This is a genomic window from Pseudomonas sp. MD330_10, assembly GCF_042610415.1.
GTDB classification, from domain to species: Bacteria; Pseudomonadota; Gammaproteobacteria; order Pseudomonadales; family Pseudomonadaceae; genus Aquipseudomonas; species Aquipseudomonas rhodesiae.
This window is the reverse complement of the sequence record NZ_JBHGZU010000001.1, coordinates 212,125-231,577: the sequence shown is the minus strand read 5'-3', so window position 1 is coordinate 231,577 and position 19,453 is coordinate 212,125. Positions and strand designations below refer to the sequence as shown.

At 60.7% G+C, this 19,453-nt stretch carries 17 protein-coding genes; 7 read left to right on the top strand and 10 right to left on the bottom strand.

Features of this window, described 5'->3' with window-relative positions; translation table 11 throughout:
- Positions 1-9: 9 nt before the first annotated feature.
- Positions 10-1,425: an acetyl-CoA carboxylase biotin carboxylase subunit gene (locus tag ACFZPT_RS01060; protein WP_034101546.1), complete on the bottom strand. Its 1,416-nt coding sequence runs from the start codon at positions 1,423-1,425 to the stop codon at positions 10-12.
- 196 nt (positions 1,426-1,621) lie between these two features.
- Between ACFZPT_RS01060 and ACFZPT_RS01055 the strand changes: the two genes are divergently transcribed.
- Positions 1,622-2,596, top strand: a complete 975-nt coding sequence (locus ACFZPT_RS01055; RefSeq protein WP_034101547.1) for a LysR family transcriptional regulator — start codon at positions 1,622-1,624, stop codon at positions 2,594-2,596.
- On the opposite strand, the gene ACFZPT_RS01050 is transcribed toward ACFZPT_RS01055, so the two are convergent.
- The 3 genes from ACFZPT_RS01050 to ACFZPT_RS01040 form a co-directional block, all read right to left on the bottom strand.
- Entirely contained in the window at positions 2,526-2,723 is a 198-nt protein-coding gene (locus tag ACFZPT_RS01050) for a PA3496 family putative envelope integrity protein (RefSeq protein WP_080758807.1), read from the bottom strand. The genes ACFZPT_RS01055 and ACFZPT_RS01050 overlap by 71 nt on opposite strands.
- Positions 2,724-2,870: 147 nt before the next feature.
- Entirely contained in the window at positions 2,871-3,737 is an 867-nt protein-coding gene (hexR, locus tag ACFZPT_RS01045) for a transcriptional regulator HexR (protein WP_003187110.1), read from the bottom strand.
- A gap of 162 nt (positions 3,738-3,899) precedes the next feature.
- Positions 3,900-6,779, bottom strand: a complete 2,880-nt coding sequence (locus ACFZPT_RS01040; protein ID WP_099312941.1) for a GGDEF domain-containing phosphodiesterase — start codon at positions 6,777-6,779, stop codon at positions 3,900-3,902.
- Between the two features lie 268 nt (positions 6,780-7,047).
- On the opposite strand from ACFZPT_RS01040, the gene uvrD reads away from it, so the two are divergent.
- The 3 genes from uvrD to ACFZPT_RS01025 all read left to right on the top strand — a co-directional run bounded on the left by uvrD (position 7,048) and on the right by ACFZPT_RS01025 (position 10,820).
- Positions 7,048-9,231 carry a DNA helicase II gene (gene uvrD, locus ACFZPT_RS01035; protein WP_034101549.1) on the top strand — a complete coding sequence of 728 codons (2,184 nt, stop codon included), beginning with the start codon at positions 7,048-7,050 and terminating at the stop codon, positions 9,229-9,231.
- A gap of 180 nt (positions 9,232-9,411) precedes the next feature.
- A complete protein-coding gene (locus ACFZPT_RS01030; RefSeq protein WP_099312942.1) occupies positions 9,412-10,278 on the top strand; it encodes a Tim44 domain-containing protein in 867 nt (288 codons plus the stop codon).
- 134 nt (positions 10,279-10,412) lie between these two features.
- The gene (locus ACFZPT_RS01025) at positions 10,413-10,820 is read left to right on the top strand and encodes an SMI1/KNR4 family protein (protein WP_034101551.1); all 408 of its coding nucleotides are present in this window, start codon (positions 10,413-10,415) and stop codon (positions 10,818-10,820) included.
- Between the two features lie 17 nt (positions 10,821-10,837).
- Here ACFZPT_RS01025 and ACFZPT_RS01020 read toward each other — a convergent pair whose 3' ends face one another.
- Entirely contained in the window at positions 10,838-12,601 is a 1,764-nt protein-coding gene (locus tag ACFZPT_RS01020) for a cation:proton antiporter (protein WP_213548327.1), read from the bottom strand.
- A 292-nt stretch (positions 12,602-12,893) separates the two neighbouring features.
- Here ACFZPT_RS01020 and ACFZPT_RS01015 point away from each other — a divergent pair, with 292 nt between their 5' ends.
- Entirely contained in the window at positions 12,894-13,379 is a 486-nt protein-coding gene (locus ACFZPT_RS01015; protein WP_034101553.1) for an acyl-CoA thioesterase, read from the top strand.
- A gap of 65 nt (positions 13,380-13,444) precedes the next feature.
- Here the strand turns inward: ACFZPT_RS01015 and pdxY are convergent, their stop codons facing one another.
- A complete protein-coding gene (gene pdxY / locus ACFZPT_RS01010; RefSeq protein WP_034101554.1) occupies positions 13,445-14,317 on the bottom strand; it encodes a pyridoxal kinase PdxY in 873 nt (290 codons plus the stop codon).
- A gap of 117 nt (positions 14,318-14,434) precedes the next feature.
- Here pdxY and ACFZPT_RS01005 point away from each other — a divergent pair, with 117 nt between their 5' ends.
- A complete protein-coding gene (locus tag ACFZPT_RS01005; protein WP_034101555.1) occupies positions 14,435-14,830 on the top strand; it encodes a DUF3301 domain-containing protein in 396 nt (131 codons plus the stop codon).
- Here ACFZPT_RS01005 and ACFZPT_RS01000 read toward each other — a convergent pair.
- Genes ACFZPT_RS01000 through zigA form a run of 3 tightly spaced genes read right to left on the bottom strand, consistent with a single transcriptional unit; the run spans position 14,824 to position 17,680 of the window.
- Positions 14,824-15,786, bottom strand: coding sequence for a GTP-binding protein (locus tag ACFZPT_RS01000; protein WP_047882284.1), 963 nt, complete (start codon positions 15,784-15,786; stop codon positions 14,824-14,826). The two genes, ACFZPT_RS01005 and ACFZPT_RS01000, sit on opposite strands and share 7 nt — an antisense overlap.
- A gap of 44 nt (positions 15,787-15,830) precedes the next feature.
- On the bottom strand, positions 15,831-16,475 hold the full coding sequence (locus ACFZPT_RS00995; protein WP_099312944.1) for a DUF1826 domain-containing protein: 645 nt from the start codon (positions 16,473-16,475) through the stop codon (positions 15,831-15,833).
- Positions 16,475-17,680 (bottom strand): zinc metallochaperone GTPase ZigA, encoded by a 1,206-nt coding sequence (gene zigA, locus ACFZPT_RS00990; RefSeq protein ID WP_034101558.1) that lies wholly within the window; start codon positions 17,678-17,680, stop codon positions 16,475-16,477. The genes ACFZPT_RS00995 and zigA overlap by 1 nt, the downstream gene beginning before the upstream one ends.
- Before the next feature lie 138 nt (positions 17,681-17,818).
- Between zigA and ACFZPT_RS00985 the strand changes: the two genes are divergently transcribed.
- Complete coding sequence (locus ACFZPT_RS00985) at positions 17,819-18,187, top strand: glutamine synthetase (RefSeq protein ID WP_379554930.1); 369 nt, start codon at positions 17,819-17,821, stop codon at positions 18,185-18,187.
- On the opposite strand, the gene ACFZPT_RS00980 is transcribed toward ACFZPT_RS00985, so the two are convergent.
- Entirely contained in the window at positions 18,184-19,395 is a 1,212-nt protein-coding gene (locus ACFZPT_RS00980; protein WP_034115489.1) for an N-acetylmuramoyl-L-alanine amidase, read from the bottom strand. The two genes, ACFZPT_RS00985 and ACFZPT_RS00980, sit on opposite strands and share 4 nt — an antisense overlap.
- Positions 19,396-19,453 lie beyond the last annotated feature (58 nt).

Below are 19,453 nucleotides of genomic sequence, written 5' to 3'. Positions count from 1 at the left end.
GAATGTTCCTCACAGGCCTGCGTGGGCGGCAATGGCGGCGGCGATGGCCAGGGCCAGCTCTTCGGGTTTGCGCTTGATCGAGTAGTTGGTCAGCTCAGGGTGGCTTTCCACAAAACTGGTGTTGAACTGGCCGCTACGGAATTCCGGGTTGCGCAGGATTTCCTGATAGTAGGCGGCGGTGGTCTTCACGCCTTGCAGGCGCATGTCGTCCAGGGCACGCAGGCCGCGGTCCATGGCTTCTTCCCAGGTCAACGCCCAGACCACCAGTTTCAGGCACATGGAGTCGTAGAACGGCGGGATGGTGTAACCGGTGTAGATCGCCGTGTCGGTGCGCACGCCGGGGCCGCCGGGGGCGTAGTAACGGGTGATCTTGCCGAAGCTGGGCAGGAAATTGTTTTTCGGGTCTTCGGCGTTGATACGGAACTGCAACGCAAAGCCACGGTGCTGGATGTCTTCCTGTTTCACCGACAACGGCAGGCCCGAGGCGATGCGGATCTGCTCACGAACGATGTCGATCCCGGTGATTTCTTCAGTGATGGTGTGTTCCACCTGCACCCGGGTGTTCATCTCCATGAAGTACACCTCGCCCTCGGCGAGCAGGAACTCCACGGTGCCGGCGTTCTCGTAACCCACGGCTTTGGCCGCGCGCACCGACAGGTCGCCGATGTAGGCGCGCTGTTCGGGGGTCAGCTGCGGGCTGGGGGCAATCTCGATTAACTTCTGGTTGCGGCGCTGGATCGAGCAATCGCGCTCGAACAAATGCACCACGTTGCCAAAGCTATCCCCGAGGATCTGCGCCTCGATGTGCTTAGGGTTGACGATGCATTTTTCCAGGAACACTTCCGCCGAACCGAAAGCTTTGGTGGCTTCGGAGATGACGCGGGGGAAGGCTTGTTCGAGTTCTTCGCGGCTGTTGCAGCGACGGATGCCGCGACCGCCACCACCGGACGTGGCCTTGAGCATCACCGGGTAACCGATACGGTCGCCTTCGGTGAGCGCTTCGTGGATGTCGGCCACGTTGCCTTCGGTGCCGGGGGTGACCGGCACGCCGGCCTTGATCATGCTGCGGCGCGCTTCGGTCTTGTCGCCCATGCGGCGGATCACTTCAGCGGCGGGGCCGATGAACTTGATCCCACGTTCGGCACAGATATCCGCCAATTCAGCGTTTTCCGACAGGAAACCATAGCCAGGGTGCAGGGCATCGCAACCGGTTTCCACCGCCAGGTTCACCAGCTTGCGCGGGTTGAGGTAGCCCGCCAGAGGCTCGGCGCCGATGCTGTGGGCTTCGTCGGCCCGTTTGACGTGCAACGCGTGGCGGTCGGCATCGGAATAGACCGCGACCGAACGGATACCCATCTCGGCGCACGCCCGGACGATGCGGACGGCAATTTCACCGCGGTTGGCGATCAGGATCTTTTTTATCACTTGGAAATTCCCTTGAGCCGATTGCTGCATTCTTCGACCCGCTGAAGCCGGGTCGACGCGTGACCAAATGTTTCAGGTCAGTCGCGAGACACACACTAAGCCGCGCAAGGGATTAACAAAAATCAATAATTATTGGGTCGTGCATAAGTAAAGACTTATAGTTGGCCGGACGGCCTTGGGCGAAAGGAATGGAATAATGCGTAAGTCATTGATGCGTATGACGTTGCGTCAATTGCAAATCTTCAATGAAGTGTGCGATTTGCGTTCTTACAGCCGCGCCGCCGAGGAAATGTCTCTGACACAACCGGCGGTCAGCCTGCAAATCCGCCAGCTCGAAGAGCTGATCGGCCAGCCGCTGTTCGACTATGTCGGCAAGAAACTCTATATGACCGAGGCCGCCGAGGCTCTGCAACGGGCCAGCCGCGATATCTTCGGGCGCCTGGAAAACCTCGATATGCAGTTGTCGGACATGCAGGGCTCGCTGCAAGGCCAGTTGAAGCTGGCGGTGGAGTCCAGCGCCAAGTACTTCGTGCCGCACCTGTTCGCCGCCTTCAAGCGCCAGCATCCGGAGGTGCAACTGCAACTGACCGTGGTCAACCGCGCCCAGGTGATCCGCCGCCTCTCGGACAACCGGGACGACCTGGTGATCATGTCCATGGTGCCCCAGGACATGGGCCTGGAATTCCTGCCTTTCCTGAATAACCCCATCGTCGCCGTGGCGTTGCCGGATCATCCGCTGAGCCTGCAAGGCCCACTGCGCCTGCAAGACCTGGAACCCTACACCCTGCTGCTGCGCGAACCCGGCTCCGGTACACGGCTGGCCTGCGAAGAGTACTTCAAGGAAAAACGTGTGCACTTCACCCAGACGGTAGAAGTGGCCTCGGCCGAAGCACAGCGCGAATGCGTGGTGGCCGGCCTGGGCATCGCCCTGCTGACCCGCCACGCCCTGAACCTGGAACTGGCCACCGGCGGGCTCAAAGAGCTGCCGGTGGAAGAGCTGCCGCTTTACCGCAGTTGGTGCCTGGTGCAGGCCAAGGCCAAGCGCCTGTCACCGGTGGCCCATGCGTTCCTGGGCTTTATCCGCAGCGAACGGGTGCAGATCAGCGCGCTGGCTGAACGCTTCGCTGGGCGGCCGCGGGTGCCTGCCAATGAAGTTCCGGGTAGTCACTGATGCTCTGGAGCAATTGGCGCTCCTCACAACGGTCTTCGATTGCGCGACGAAACGCCATGCGGCGCTGGTCTTCCTGCTGACGACGGGTCTTGACGGCGCTGTTGCTGTCTTCGTAGGGACGTGCCATTTGGAATCTCCCAATGCGAGTACGGGAGTTCAGGATGGCCTTGGGGGATGACGGGGCGATGACAGCCTGATGAAGATTCTGGACACACAGGACAATCCAATGTCGGAGAGGGCAAGCCCCTTCCGCATTTGCCTGTATTTACAGCGTTCAGTCGTCGAGGGCTTTGACGGATTTGGGCGAGAGACGCAGGCTGCGCAAGCTGCGCTTCACGCTCTTGAGGTGATTGACCAGGCTCGGCCCGCGCGCCATGGCCACGCCCATGGCCAACACATCGATCACCACCAGATGGGCAATGCGCGAGGTCAGCGGGGTGTAGATCTCAGTGTCTTCGTGCACATCGATGGCCAGATTGACCGTGGACAGTTCCGCCAACGGTGTCTGGCTCGGGCACAGGGTGATCAACGACGCACCGCTTTCACGCACCAGGTTGGCGGTGATCAGCAGGTCCTTGGAGCGGCCCGACTGAGAAATGCAGATCGCCACGTCGGTCGGCTTCAAGGTCACGGCCGACATCGCCTGCATATGCGGGTCGCTGTAGGCCGCCGCCGTGAGCAATAGACGGAAGAATTTGTGCTGGGCATCGGCCGCTACCGCACCGGAGGCGCCAAAACCGTAAAACTCCACACGCTGGGCCTGAGACATGGCCGTCACGGCTTTTTGCAGCGCCACCGGGTCGAGCTTTTCGCGCACTTCCATCAGGGTGTGCAAGGTGGTGTCGAAGATTTTCAGGCTGTAGTCGGCGACGGAATCGTCTTCGTGAATCGCGAACTGACCAAAGCTGGCGCCAGCAGCCAGGCTTTGGGCCAGTTTGAGTTTTAAGTCCTGGAACCCGGAGCAACCGATGGCGCGGCAAAAACGCACGATGGTCGGTTCGCTGATGCCCACGCTGTGGGCCAGGTCGGCCATGGAACTGTGCATCACAGCCGCAGGGTCAAGCAGCACATGATCGGCAACCTTGAGTTCCGATTTGCGTAACAGGTGGCGCGACTGGGCGATATGTTGCAACAGGTTCAAAGGGCAGGACTCTTGTTATTGGCAGGGCCAGGGGATGTAGCAAGCTTGTAGTTATACTACAAGAATTGCGCTTTTGCCCGTCCAACACGTCACTAAATCGCCCTGCTGCCCTCTGATTCAAAGGGCAGACGCTTTGTAGCCACAACGGCGCCCTCGGTGTCCCTAAGAAAAATCCGCATTTTTTCGTAACAAATCCGCCATGCCATCGGCCTGCATCGGCCGACTGATCAGATAGCCCTGCACCTCGTCGCACTGCTCTGCGCGCAGGAAATCCAACTGCTGGTGATCTTCTACCCCTTCGGCCACCACTTTGAGCGCCAAGCCGTGGGCCATGGCGATAATCGCCCGGGTAATCGCCGCGTCTTCGCGACCTTGGCCCAGGCCGCGAATAAACGTTTGATCGATCTTCACGTAATCCACCGGAATGCGCTTGAGGTAACTGAGGGACGAATACCCCGTGCCAAAGTCATCAATAGCCAGTTTCACGCCTAGATCGCGTAATTGCCGGAAGGTCGCAATGATGTGTTCGACGCTGTCGAGCAACTGACTTTCGGTGAGTTCCAGCTCCAGGTACTGCGGGTCCAGACCGGTTTCCTCCAACACCTGGCGCACCAGGCTGACCAGTTTGCCCTGACGCAGTTGGTGCACCGACAAATTCACCGACACCCGAATCGGCGCCAACCCCTGACGCTGCCATTCGCACGCCTGCCAGCAGGCTTCACGCAACACGAACTCCCCCAGCGGCACGATCAGGCCGGTCTCCTCGGCCAGGCCGATAAACTCGGCCGGCGGCACCATGCCCCACTGCGGATGCTCCCAGCGGATCAGCGCCTCGGCGGCGTTGAGCTTGCCGGTGGCCAGGCACAACTTGGGCTGGTAGAACACGCTGAGCTGGCGCTCTTCGATGGCTTTGCGCAGGTGGTTTTCCAGCTGCAAGCGCTCCAGGGTGCTGGCTTGCAGGCTGTCGGTGTAGAACTGGAAGTTGTTGCCGCCCAGATGCTTGGCGTGCTGCATGGCCATGTTGGCTTGGCTGACCAGCGCGGAAATTTCCCGTGCGTTATCCGGCAAAAGGCTGACACCCATCGACGCACTGACCACCAATTCATGCCCCTCCACCGTGACCGGCACCCGCAGCTTGGCCAGCAGCCGCGTGGCCACCCGCGCCAGGCTCGACAGGCTGCCGTAGGCATCGAACAACACGGCAAATTCATCGCCGGACAAGCGCGCAATAGTGTCGGCCTCGGGCAAGGCGTTGATCAGGCGCCGCGCCATTTTCTGCAACAGCTGGTCGGCCACTTCGTGCCCCAGGCTGTCATTGAGCAGCTTGAAGCGATCCAGATTGATGTGCAGCAGCGCCAGGCTGCGCCCTCCCTTACGCACTCTTTGATGGGCTTCACGCAGCCGTTCACGGAACAGCGAGCGGTTAGCCAGGCCGGTCAGTTCGTCGTAGTGAGTAAGGTGACGCATGCGTTCTTCGGACTCGCGGCGCGCCGACAAATCGGCGAAGAACCCCACGATATGACTGACGTTTCCCCGAAAATCGCGCACTACATTAAGTTGCAGCCACTGCGGGTAGAGTTCGCCGTTTTTGCGCGTTTCCACCAATTCGCCCTGCCAGGTGCCGTGCATGAGCAATGCCTGACGGATCATCGGGAAGTGACGCCGCGCATCGCGGCTGCTGGGTAACTCCACCACGTTGCGACCCAGCATGTCATCGCGCTCAAAGCCGGTGACACGGCTGAACGCCTGGTTGACGGCAATCAGTACGTAGTTCGGGTCGAGGATCACGATGCCTTCGCTGGCCGCCTCGAACACCGTCGATGCCAGGCGCTGTTGCTCTTCCAGGGCTTTGCCAGCGCTGATATCCCGGCGGGTGCCGAGCATGCGGATCACGCGCCCGCTGGGGCTACGTTCAACCGCACGGCCGCGGTCTTCGATCCAGACCCAGCGACCGTCGGCGTGCCGCACACGGTATTCCACCTGGTAGTCCTCGCTACGGCCTTTGAGGTGCTCTACCAGTGCGCGCTTGAGCAACGGCAGGTCATCGGGGTGCAGGCGCGGCTTGAGGTGACTGAGCATGGCCGTGATGCATTCAGGCTCCAGGCCGAACAGCTCTTTGATCTGGGTGTGATGCACTTCGTCGGTTTGCAGGTTCCAGTCCCACAGCCCCAACTCACTGGCCTGCAACGCCATGACCAGGCGTGCTTCGCTTTTATTCAGGGCCTGGCTGGCGAGGTCCAGTTCCTGGCTGCGTTGCGCCACGCGATCCTGCAAGCCGACTTGTACGTCGCGCAATTCCTGCTCGACCTGGCGCCGTTGCTCGACTTCACGCACCAAGTCCTGATTCAACTGCTCACTGCGCTGCTGCGCCTGCTGCAGATGCTCGATCAATGCCTGGTTTTGAAAGCGGCGCAATAGGCCACGCTGAATCAGGCGATTGACCTGCCATGCCACCAGGCTCAAGGACGCCAGCAGAATCAGGCCGAGTACGCCCCAACCTTGTTGCTGCGGCTCGCCGTTCCAGAACAGATAGACAATGGAAGGCACCAGACAGGGCAAAGCAAATGACAGAAACGCAGGAAAACTTACGGCATACGCCACGCTGGCCGACAACGTGGCCGCGCCGATCAGGCCGAACACCCACGCCTGCTGCATAAAACTGTTGACCGGCGCCAGGGCGATGGCGGCCGTGGCCAAGGTTAGACCGCTGACTGCCGAACCGAGCATGAACATGCGTCGCCAAATCGGCCTGGCCTGACGGCTGGGCATGGCCGAATCGAACGCCGCCACCTGGATCACGCGCAGAGCCACCAACGCCAGCAGCCACACCAGCCAGATGCTGTCGAGCAGGTATTGGGCGGGGTTCCACAACAACCAGGCACACACCACTCCGTTGACCAGCATCAACAAGGTCGGCAGCAGCGACCCCTGATACAACAGGCGTGTGCGCTCGACGGCCATTTCGGTGGCGTACTGTTTGTGAATAACCTGCGCGGGCGCGGGCGCGGCCGAGGAGCTGGGCAGGTCAGTGCTGAGGGTCATAGGCAGTGTTCTTATAATGGTGAGCCCGAAACGTCGACGGAGCATACACAAGCAAGCGCTCTGGCCAAACTGCTCCACGTCATAAAAACCTCAAGGCTGCGCCGCGCAAACCTTTGGGCCAGACGGCTTGAGCGAGACACCGCGCGGGCTGCGGCGCCTGACTAACCGGTCATCCGCCTCACCGCCCTAAGGAGCATGCCGATGGTTTTGTCTCGACCGCCCGGCATTGGCATTTGCCCCACTCCCCCGAGGGCCATAGAATGCGCCGATGCGCGATGATCTCTCTCTTTTGCTTAATTCCCTCAACGATGCCCAACGCCAGGCCGTAGCAGCCCCCGTTGGCCGTCAGTTGGTCCTGGCCGGTGCTGGCTCCGGTAAAACCCGAGTGCTGGTGCACCGTATCGCCTGGTTGATCCAGGTCGAGAACGCATCGCCGCACTCCATCCTGTCGGTGACGTTCACCAACAAGGCCGCCGCCGAGATGCGCCATCGCATCGAGCAGCTGATGGGCATCAGCCCGGCCGGTATGTGGGTCGGCACCTTCCACGGCCTGGCGCATCGCCTGTTGCGTGCCCACTGGCAGGAAGCGGGCCTGAGCCAGACCTTCCAGATTCTGGACAGCGACGACCAGCAACGCCTGGTCAAGCGCGTGATTCGCGAGTTGGGCCTCGATGAACAACGCTGGCCCGCGCGTCAGGCCCAGTGGTTTATCAACGGCCAGAAAGACGAAGGGCTGCGCCCGCAACATATTCAGGCCAGTGGCGACCTGTTCCTGGCCACCATGCGCAGCATTTATGAAGCCTACGAGGCTGCTTGCGTACGCGCCGGCGTGATCGACTTCTCCGAATTGCTGCTGCGCGCCCTTGACCTGTGGCGCGACAACCCGGGCTTGCTGGCCCATTACCAGAAGCGCTTCCGGCACATTCTGGTGGACGAGTTCCAGGACACTAACGCCGTGCAGTACGCGTGGTTGCGCCTGCTGGCCAAGGGCGGCGACAGCCTGATGGTGGTGGGCGACGACGATCAGTCGATCTACGGCTGGCGCGGCGCGAAAATCGAGAACATCTATCAGTATTCCGAGGATTTCCCGGACGCGGTCACTATCCGCCTGGAGCAGAACTACCGCTCCACTGCCGGCATTCTCAAGGCTGCCAACGCCTTGATCGCCAACAACACCGGGCGTCTGGGCAAGGAATTGTGGACCGACGGCGGCGAAGGCGAAGCGATCAACCTGTACGCCGCATTCAACGAACACGATGAAGCGCGCTATGTGGTCGAAACCATCGAAAGCGCCCTGAAAACCGGCATCGCCCGCAGCGATATCGCCATTCTGTACCGCTCCAACGCCCAATCGCGGGTGCTGGAAGAAGCCTTGTTGCGCGAGCGCATCCCCTACCGCATTTATGGCGGCCAGCGCTTCTTCGAACGTGCGGAGATCAAGAACGCCATGGCCTACCTGCGCTTGCTGGAAGGCCGTGGTAACGACGCGGCGTTGGAGCGGGTGATCAATATCCCGGCCCGTGGCATTGGTGAGAAAACCGTTGAAGCGATCCGCGAGCATGCCCGCCACGCCGATGTGTCGATGTGGGAGGCCATGCGCCTGCTGATCGCCAACAAGGGTTTGACCGGTCGCGCAGCCGGGGCGCTGGGCGTGTTTGTCGAACTGATCGAGAACCTCGCGGCCAAGTGCGCGGAAATGCCCCTGCACTTGATGACCCAGACCGTAATCGAGCAGTCCGGATTGATCGCCTATCACGAAGCGGAAAAAGGCGAGAAAGGCCAGGCCCGGGTGGAAAACCTTGAGGAACTGGTCAGCGCGGCTCGTGCATTCGAGAACACTGAGGAAGACGAAGAACTGACCCCGCTCGCCGCATTCCTCGGCCATGCGTCCCTGGAAGCCGGCGATACCCAGGCCGACGAGCACGAAGACAGCATTCAGCTGATGACGCTGCACAGCGCCAAGGGCCTGGAATTCCCGTACGTGTTCCTGGTGGGCATGGAAGAAGGCCTGTTCCCACACAAGATGAGCCTGGAAGAACCCGGCCGCCTTGAGGAAGAACGCCGCCTGGCCTATGTGGGCATTACCCGGGCCATGCAGAACCTGGTGATGACCTACGCCGAGACCCGACGGCTTTACGGCAGCGAAACCTACAACAAGGTGTCGCGCTTCGTACGCGAAGTGCCAAAGGGTCTGATCCAGGAAGTGCGCTTGTCCAACAGCGTCAGTCGCCCATTCGGCGGTGGCCAGCAGCAGAACTCCAGCAACATGTTCGCCGGTTCTGAGATTCCGGAAACGCCGTTCAGCCTTGGCCAGCAGGTCAAGCATGCGATCTTCGGCGAAGGCGTGATCCTCAACTTCGAAGGCGCCGGTGCCCAGGCCCGCGTGCAGGTGAACTTCGCCGAAGGCAGCAAGTGGCTGATGATGGGTTACGCCAAGCTCGAAGCGATCTGAACTGCGGGCTTGCCGCTCGTTATCCTTGTTTTTAACGAGCGCGGGCCCATATCTGTAATTAGTCCTACAGATCTTTCGGATTCAGTCCTACGCAAAAGCCCGAAACATTATGTCGCTAGCCACTGTCATTACACCTGTGCAACATGGCGCGCGTGCAATCCACAAATGGGAATTCCCTTTATGAAACGTTTTCTTAGCATCGCCATGGCGTTGTGCATCGGCCTGACGATGAGCCTCGACGCCAACGCCAAACGCTTCGGTGGCGGCAAAAGTTCGGGCGCAGCCCCCACTCACCAGACCAGCCAAATGGCCCCATCCGCCGGTGTGGGCGGTGCAGCAGCCACCGCAGGCGCGGCCGGTGCAGCAGGCGCTGCGGCCAAGGCCGGCGGCGCTTCGCGCTGGTTGGGCCCTCTGGCCGGTATCGCAGCCGGTGGCCTGCTGGCGTCCATGTTCATGGGTGGCGGCTTCCAGGGCATGCAGATCTTCGACATCCTGATCCTGGCGGTCATTGCCTTCGTGATCTTCCGCTTTATCGCCGCCCGTCGCCGCAAGCAGCAGGAGCACCTGGCTCCGGCCGGCGCGCCGATGCAGCGTGAAGTGTTCGAGCAGAAGCCGGCCATGGGCTCGATCTTCGGTGGTTCGGCAGCGCCTGCCGCCCGTCCGGTGATCAATGCACCGGCCTGGTTCAACGAAGAGCGTTTTATCGAAGCGGCCCGCAGCCACTTCCAGTCCCTGCAGCAGCATTGGGACGCCAACGAAATGGACAAGATCGCCGAGTTCGTGACCCCGCAACTGCTGGAGTTCCTCAAGCGCGAACGCGCCGATCTGGGCGACGGTTTCCAGTCGACCTATATCGACGACCTGCGCGTCCAGCTTGACGGTGTGGATGATCGCGCCGACAAGACCATCGCCACCCTGACTTTCAGCGGTGTGTCGAAAACCTCGCGTTTCGACCAGGGCGAAGCGTTCAGCGAAAGCTGGAACATGGAACGCGCCCAGGGCGATAACCAGCCTTGGCTGGTCGCCGGTATCCGCCAGAACGGCTGATCCCCGCTCGCTTGAGCCCGCAACAACGAAACCCCGGACCTGTCCGGGGTTTTCTATTTCACGGTTGCACTTATAGCGAGCTACTGTATAAAACGCCCCTATCAACCCGCGCCATCAGCAAGAGGATCCCGGCCGTGGAAGAAATCATCGAACAACTGCGTGAAGCCAACGAACCGGTTCCGGTTCCGCTGGAACTGCCTGACGAAGACCTGCTGGTGGAAATCGAAGAACAGCTGTTCATCGATATCCCCTTTGTCTTCCGCGAATTTCTGCTGACCGTCAGCGACGTGGTCTACGGCAGCCTGGAGCCGGTGACTGTCACCGACCCTCAATCCCATACCTACCTGCCGGACGTGGCCGCCAATGCCTGGGATGCCGGTGTGGAGCGTAGCCTGATCCCGATCTGCCAGGACGGCGACGACTACTACTGCGTTGAGGAAGACGGCACTGTGGTGCTGTGGTCCGCCGAAGAGGAACTTGTCCAGGAAGAAACCTGGGAATCGGTATGGCACTGGGCGCGGGACGTCTGGCTGGAAAGCTGAGTCCCGTACTCGGCGCTTTAGTGCTCCGGCGTATCGTTATGGTTGTCCAGCGTTTCCAACAACGCGACCTGCATCCGCGTATGCACGCGGATGAACCAGCGCCAGAGCACCGCCGCCACCGCCGCCGCAACCACCGCGATCAGCACCAGCAACTTGTTGGTCGGCAGGATACTGGCCGACAACGCGGCCAAAAGCAGAAAGATCACCAACAGCGACAGAATCGGAATCAGCTCGGCAATCACCCGCCGCACACGCTGGGTATGCCGTCCGGCCATTTCCGGCTTGACGCTCATCTCCGCCAGCAACATCGACAGGGCTTTGAGCTTGCGGTACGCCGCGATCAAAAACGGCAGCGACAACAGCAGCGCCCCGCCCCAGATCAATGCCTTTTGCCAGCTGGGATCGCTGATCCAACCTTCCAGATACCCGCCGATACGTGCGGCGAAATAGCTGCAAGCAAAGAAGATCGCCACCACCAACGCCAGGTTCACCCCCACTTGCAGGACGATTTTGCGGATCATCGCCGCCAGCATCGCGCCCTCTCCCTGAGGCTGAATGCTGCGCAGCCACTCACCGTACATGCCGAACACCCGGCTCATGCGCCGAGGCATCACCGCCGCCATCTTCAATGACAATGGGTCGGCCCCACGAATCAGATAGGGGGTGAGCAAAGTGGTAATGGCCGAGACCGCCACCGCCACCGGATACAGAAAGTCGCTGGTCACCTGCAACGTCATCCCTAACGCCGCGATGATGAAGGAAAACTCGCCTATCTGTGACAGGCCCATGCCGACCCGCAATGACGTACGCCCATCGTTACCCGCGATAAACGCCCCCAGGCCACAGGAGAGCATCTTGCCCAGCACCACCGCGACGGTGATCACAGCGATAGGCCAGGCGTACTGAAGCAGGATCCGAGGGTCGATCATCAGACCGATGGCGACAAAGAAAATCGCACTGAACATGTCGCGAACCGGCTCGATCAGGCGCTCAATCTTAAGCAACTGCCGCGACTCGGCCATGATCGCGCCAATCAGGAACGCGCCCAGCACCATGCTGTATTCCAGCTTCACCACCAGCAGGCAGAACCCGAAGCACAGGCCCAACACGGTAATCAGCAACATCTCGTTGCTTTCGAAATTGGCCACATAGGCCAGCAGGCGCGGCACCAGCAAAATACCGATCACCAGCGCGACGACCATGAACAGCGAGAGCTTGCCGACCGTGGAAAACACCTCGCCGGAGCTGACCGTGCCGCTGACGGCGATGCTCGACAACAGCGCGATGATGCCGATCCCGAGGATGTCTTCCACTATCAGCACGCCGAAAATCAGTTGGGCGAAGCGCTGGTCTTTCATCTTCAGGTCATTGAGGGCTTTGACGATGATGGTGGTGGAAGAGATGGCCAGGATCGCGCCGAGGAACAGCGAGTCCATGGTGCTCCAGTCGAACCAGCGGCCGATTTCGTAGCCGATCCAGATCATCAGGATGATTTCCAGGAACGCCGCGATAAACGCAGTGGCACCCACCTTGAACAACTTGCGTAGGCTGAACTCCAGGCCCAGGCAGAACATCAGGAAGATCACCCCCAGCTCGGCCAGTGTCTTGATGGTGTCTTCGTCGTGGATCAGCCCGAAGGGCGGCGTGTGGGGGCCGATGATAAAGCCGGCGACGATATACCCCAGCACCACAGGCTGCTTAAGCCGATGAAACAGGATGGTAACCACCCCTGCCACCAACATGATCACAGCCAAGTCCTGGATAAAGCTGATGGCGTGCATGGCGAGGGGCTCCTTGAGGGTACCGGCGCTTTTCCCACTTCAGCTCGCAGCGTTAACTGGCCTTAAAAAGCTGAAGGAAAAGTCCACCTAAATCGTAAGAAATGCCCTGAGACGGGCTTTTGAAGGTTAACACCGCGACTTCCGGCGAAAAGCCGGTGCAATATATGGAAACAGATCGGCCCACGCGTGACGGCAAGCCGCCCGCCGGCGTCCCGTTAGGGCTAGCGCAGTAAAGAGTCCAGCACCCGCAGAGGTGCTTTCCCCACCAATGCCTATAACCCGTGAGTGAGCTATGGAACCCGGAAACGCCCAGCTGTCGATGACGGTCTTGATGACCCCTGATATGGCCAACTTCTCAGGCAATGTCCATGGCGGCACCTTGCTCAAGTACCTCGACGAAGTGGCCTACGCCTGCGCCAGCCGTTACGCCGGGCGCTATGTGGTGACGTTATCGGTGGATCAGGTGATTTTCCGCGAGCCGATCCATGTCGGCGAGCTGGTGACCTTTCTCGCTTCGGTCAATTACACCGGCAATACCTCCATGGAAGTGGGCATCAAGGTGGTGACCGAGAACATTCGCGAGCGCTCGGTGCGGCATACCAACAGCTGCTTCTTTACCATGGTGGCGGTGGACGACCAGCGCAAACCGGCTGCCGTCCCGCCGTTGCAACCGCATAACAGTGAAAGCAAGCGGCGCTTTGTGCAGGCTCAACAACGTCGGCAGATTCGCCAGGAGCTGGAAAAGCGCTATCAGGAAATCAAGGCCGACGCGCCGTAAGGTTGAGGCCGTAAACCCAACAACAATGTGGGAGCGGGCTTGCTCCCACATTGGGTCAGGTGTGCTTACAGAGTGATGGGTGTCGCTTCGAAGCGAACGCGAGGATGGGCGATACGGTCCTGGGCGCGCACCAGCTCCAATTCATAACTGGCGCAAGCCTGGGTCTCCAGCAGTACTTCGTGGACGGCCGCAGCGGTGAACTCAAAGGCCGCCAGTAAGCTGTCCCCCAACAACACACGCGCCAGGAACAACCCGGATGTCAGGTCACCCACCCCCACCGGCTGGCGCGGGAAGGCCAGCAACGGCCGGCGCAGGTGCCAACTGGCGTCGGCGGTTACCAGCAGCATCTCGAAGCCGTCCGGCAACTTGCCCGGGTAATCCAAATGCTTGACCAGAACCGCCTTGGGCCCACGGGCTAGCAACGCCTTGGCCATGGCCAGGCAATCGAACAGCGAGCGCGGTTTGCGCCCGGCAAAACTGTCCAGTTCCAGTTGGTTGGGGCACAGGAAGTCGGCCATGGCCGCGGCTTCATCAAGCAGGAAATCGCTGACTTCCTGGGGCACGATGCAGCCTTTTTCCGGATGCCCCATTACCGGGTCGCATAAGTAAAGCGCCTTGGGATTGACTGCCTTGATGCGCGCCACGCCGCTGAGGATCGCCCGGCCCTGGTCCGCACTGCCCAGGTAACCGGACAGGATGGCGTCGCAGTTACCCAGCTCGCCGATGGCGGCAATGCCTTCCACCAACGCAGGAATTTGCTGCGGCGCCAACACTTCTCCCGCCCACTGTCCATACTGGGTGTGGTTGGAGAACTGCACCGTGTTGAGCGGCCAGACGTTTACCCCGACCCGCTGCATGGGGAACACGGCGGCGCTGTTTCCGGCGTGGCCAAAGACCACATGAGACTGGATCGCAAGCAGATGAGGGGTGCGTTTCATGCAGGGGATTTCCGTAAAGCCGTTTGGATTCTGGCCGCGCAGTATGCGACTAAACGCAGCCTGTACGACAGACCGGCGACACAGTTAAGCTGCTCTCACTTTGTTGGAGTTCATCGCATGCTGACCCTGGGAAACATGTTTGTGTTGATGCTGCTGGCGACCGGTGCCGCCTGGGTGTGGCACAACCACGGCTTGCGCGAGCGCGCGTTGGAGCGGGTCAAGCAGCATTGCGCCAAGCTCGACATCGAGCTGCTGGACGGCGCGGTAGCGCTCAAGCGCATCGGCTTTGTAAAGGATGCCAATGGGCGGCGGCGTTTGGCGCGGGTCTACAATTTCGAGTTCACCGTGACCGGCGAAACCCGCCACCCCGGCACCATCACTCAGTTCGGCGCCCATAGCGCGCAGATTGAACTGGCGCCCTACCCGTTCGAGATCAAGACACCTTTGCCTAGCGCCGAGATCATCGAGCTGAGCCAATGGCGCCAGGACCACAGCACCAAGCACCGTCAATAACGGCAGGCCGCCAACCCGGCCTGCAATGCCGCCACATCCTGTGGCGTGCTGAAGATCAATTCAACACGAGAATCACGGCGCCATTCGCTGGGCAGCCACGCGAGCGAGCAGTTATCCAGAGCATTGGCGCTGACCCAACCGTCGCGGCTGTGGATAACCAGCTTGGCGCGCCGCCACGCAAGGTCTGCCAGCCACGCCGCCACGCGTTGAGTGTCGAATTGCTGGCTAGGATGCCAACGCCAACCCACACTCCAGCCGCCGTCCTGGGCATGGCTCAAGCAGATCGGCACGGTCGGATCGCTCCAGATCGCCGGTATATGCGCCAAGCCTGGGGACTCATGACCGTTATCCACAGCCTCGCCCGCGTGCTGATCCAACCCCGGCAGCAGGGCCAATGGCAGATGCGCCTGATGGGTCCAGTAACGCGGGCAATCGGGTAACCGGGCCTCAATCGCCTGACGCTGCACCGCGTCCAGCCCCTCCTCCTTGTTCAAGACCAGCAGCCCAGCATTGGTCAGTGTTTCCTGCTGTGCCGGCGGCAAGGGGTTGCCTCTGGCCAGGGCCTGGGCATCCAGGACCAGCACACAAGGCTGGACCGTCAACACGCCCTGCCACGGCACTTGGCGCAACTGCTTGAGCAACTGCGCCGGATGGCCCAACCCCGATGGCTCGATAAACAAACGATGCGGCTTGGCCTTACGCAACAAACGGCTAAGACCTACCTGGAACGGTGCACCGTTCACACAACACAGGCAGCCACCGGCGACCTCGCCCAAGGCAATACCGTCGTCATCCTGGGTCAGCAGCGCGGCGTCCAGGCCGATCTGGCCGAACTCATTGATCAATACTGCCCAGCGCTCATCTTCCGGGCGTTGGGCCAGCAGTTGCCTGATCAGGCTAGTCTTGCCGGCACCTAGTGGCCCGGCTATCACATGAGTGGGAATGTTCTGCAGCATGGAGGGCATCATTCAGGCCGTGTAGAGCGCTTGATCCTACGCGGTTATGCCAGCCAATCCAGCGTCAGGATCAACCGGCGCTCGCCTTCTTTGAGCGCCGGCGAACGATGGATCAAACCGTGGCCTTCGTTACCGTGCCACTTGCTGCCTTTGAGCAAGGCCACTTCGCCACAATGGATCTGCTCAACACGTGCGGTGGGTTCGGCTTCGGGTTGTCCCAAGTGACGCCGGTCCATGACCCCCTCCCGCAACCACTGGCTGCCGATCCCGGCATAGGTGGTGATCAGCCGCACCGGTACGTGGTCGACGTGAAACCGTGGGCACATGGCTTTATCCAGCAAGCGCAGGCGCACGCCAATGCGTCGGGCGCCGAGCAGGCAGGCAAAGGCGCTGGTCAACCAGGACACATCGGCAATAAATCCCTCATAGCCTTCAAGATCGCGGCAATTGGCCGCCAATCCCTGCAAATTCGGCACCGCATCATCACTGCCCAGTTCCGCCACCAACGAATCGGCTACGGGCTCGTTGAGCGAAACCAGCAAGGCGCCGAATTCGGCAATGTGCAGGGGTAATTGCCGCTGCCACAGCGCCAGATTTACGCCATCTTCGAGGATTTCAGACAGCGCCAACGGGGTTTCGCCGCGGGTTTGGCGAATCAGCGGGCGCAAGGGCGGCAGTGCAGCGAGCATCAGGCCACCTCGTCGTACCAAGGGCCAAAAGGATCGGCCAGCAAGCGCCATCCATCGACACCCAGGGCCATTTCTGCATCGGTGAGCAAGCACGCATCCAACTCGGCGCGTAGCTGGGCAAAGTCGATGTGTTGCCCGATAAACACCAGTTCCTGACGGCAATCGCCGTTGCTCAGTTGCCAATTGCCCATGATTGCCGCGACGCTTTCTTCATCCTGCGGCCACTGGTTTTTCGGCACGAAACGCCACCAGCGCCCGGCGAATCCATGGCGCATCAAGCCACCGGCCTGGGACCAACTGCCCGCATCCTGATGCTTGCTGGCCAGCCAGAAAAAGCCTTTGGAACGCAGCAATTTGCCGTTGACCCAGGGGCGGTCAATAAAGTCGTAGAAACGCTGCGGATGGAACGGGCGCCGCGCACGATAAGCGGTGGACGCGATACCGTACTCTTCGGTTTCCGGCACATGCTCGCCGCGCAATTCCTGCAACCAGCCGGGCGCCTGGGCGGCGCGCTCGAAGTCGAAGCGGCCGGTGTTGAGGATCTGGTCCAGAGGCACCTCGCCCATCACCATCGGGATGATCTTGGCGTGAGCGTTGAGGCGCTCAAGGATCGCCATCAACTCCTCGCGCTCGTGCTGGCTGATCAGGTCGATCTTGCTGATCAGAATCACGTCGGCGAACTCGATCTGCTCAATCAGCAGGTCGGTGATCGAGCGCTCGTCCTCTTCACCCAACGTCTCACCGCGCGAGGCCAGGCTTTCGGCAGCTTGGTAGTCGAGCAGGAAGTTGATGCCGTCGACCACGGTGACCATGGTGTCCAAACGTGCGATATCGGCCAGGCTTTGCTGGTTTTCATCGCGGAAGGTGAAGGTTTCGGCCACCGGCAGAGGCTCGGAAATACCCGTGGATTCGATCAGCAGGTAATCGAAGCGCCCGTCCCTGGCGAGCTTGGCGACTTCTTCCAGCAGGTCTTCACGCAAGGTGCAGCAGATGCAGCCGTTGCTCATCTCCACCAGTTTTTCTTCGGCGCGGTTGAGGGTGACATCGCGCTGCACTTCGCTGCCGTCGATGTTGATTTCACTCATGTCGTTGACGATCACCGCCACCCGCAGGTTGTCGCGGTTGCGCAGGATGTAGTTGAGCAGCGTACTTTTACCGGCGCCGAGGAAGCCGGACAGCACGGTAACGGGGAGTCGATTGGGCATCAGGTCATTCTCATCAGGTCGCCCGTTCGAATCGGGCTGTTATTAATGTTATAGTATAACAACACAAATAAGCCAACCCCCGCTTGCTCAACGTGATGAAGACGGCAATGCTGGCACCTGCTGATGTCGAGAACGCCCATGAACTATCTGCTGTATGGCCTGCTGCTGATTTTTGCGACCCTGGCCAATCCCCAAACACCGAGCCTGTTGGCTAACTGCACGCGCAGCGCCAACCTGCTGGCCTGCGTAGACCCGTTGGGCAACGCCTACAGCGTAGCGACGATTGGCAGCACCACATATTTGCGTGGCTTTGAGGTAATCGGTAAACGCTACTGGGCGCAGACCAACAGCCGTTACGGGCAATTGACGTTCTTTACCGGCCTGGCGTCGGACGGTGAAGCGTGGGTCGGTTACACACGCAGAGTCGGTTGGACCACGATCAACCGCTTCTCCAGTTCCGGGGGCGCCGGCGCCACCTTCACCTGCAGCCGTCTCACCGGCTGCTAAGCACGGGCGTTTTTCTGGTCTTGCACCCAGGCCATATAGCTGTTGATCGGCGGATTCTTCTGGAAATAATTTCTCAGGCCCTCGAATAATCCGTCAGCCACAGCCTGCTGGTGACGTGCAGTCACCAGCCGCTGCGCGTCCCGGGCATTGGAGATAAACCCGGTCTCCACCAGAATCGACGGCACATCCGGTGACTTGAGCACCGCAAACCCCGCCTGTTCCACACGCTTCTGATGCAACGACGTGATGCTCTGCAAGCTGCCCAGCACCGAACTGCCCAATTGCAGGCTGGAAGCGATGGTGGCGTTCATCGACATATCAAGAATCACCCCGGCCAGCATCGGGTCTTTGTCCTTGAGATTGAGCAGCGTGGTGGCGCCCAGCAGGTCCGCGCCGTTTTCGCGCTGAGCCATAAAGCGCGCCGTGGCGGAGGTGGCGCCGCCTTCGGACAACGCATACACCGAAGCCCCCGACGCGGTCAGGCGTGGCGCGGCGTCGGCGTGTACGGAGATGAACATATCGGCTTTGTGTCGACGGGCGATGTCCACGCGCTTGCGCAGCGGCACGAAGAAGTCGTCGTTGCGTACCAGCTTCACATCAAAGCCCTTTTCGCGCTTCAAGCGCTTGGCCAGCAGTTGGGCGATGGACAACACCACATCTTTTTCGCGCTGGCCCTTGGAGCCAATGGCGCCGGGGTCTTTGCCGCCGTGACCGGGGTCGACCACTACGATGATGTCGCGCTTGGGATGGGCTTTGTCCACCGATGCCACTAACGGTGCCGATTCAGCTGCGATTTGGCGGGGCGCCTGGGTCGCGCGGGTCAGGTCCAGCACCAGACGGTGCCCTTGGCCATCCTGGGGCGGCAGCACAAAGCTGTTGAGCTGCATCGGCGCCGCCAGGTCCAGCACGATGCGCGTGTCGTTCTGGCCGAAATGTCCCGAGCGTATCGAAGTGATGCCGCTGTTTTTCAGCACCAGCTGCGAAAAATCCCCACTGAGCCCGGCGCCGCTCAGGTCGATGATCAAACGCTCCGGCGCGGTCAGCGAGAAGGTCTTGTACTGCACCGGGCCACTAAGGTCGAACACCAGCCGTAGCTTGTCGTCCGAACGCCATAAGCGTGCGTTGCGGATTTGCGTGGCGTGAACCGTGAACGGCAGGACGAAAAGGGGGCTGGCCAGGAGCAGGTTAAGAAGCTGACGTCTGTGCATGACAAATACCGCAAATAAAGGAGCGTCCCTGCTCGACATGGCTGAACAAAGGCTGGCG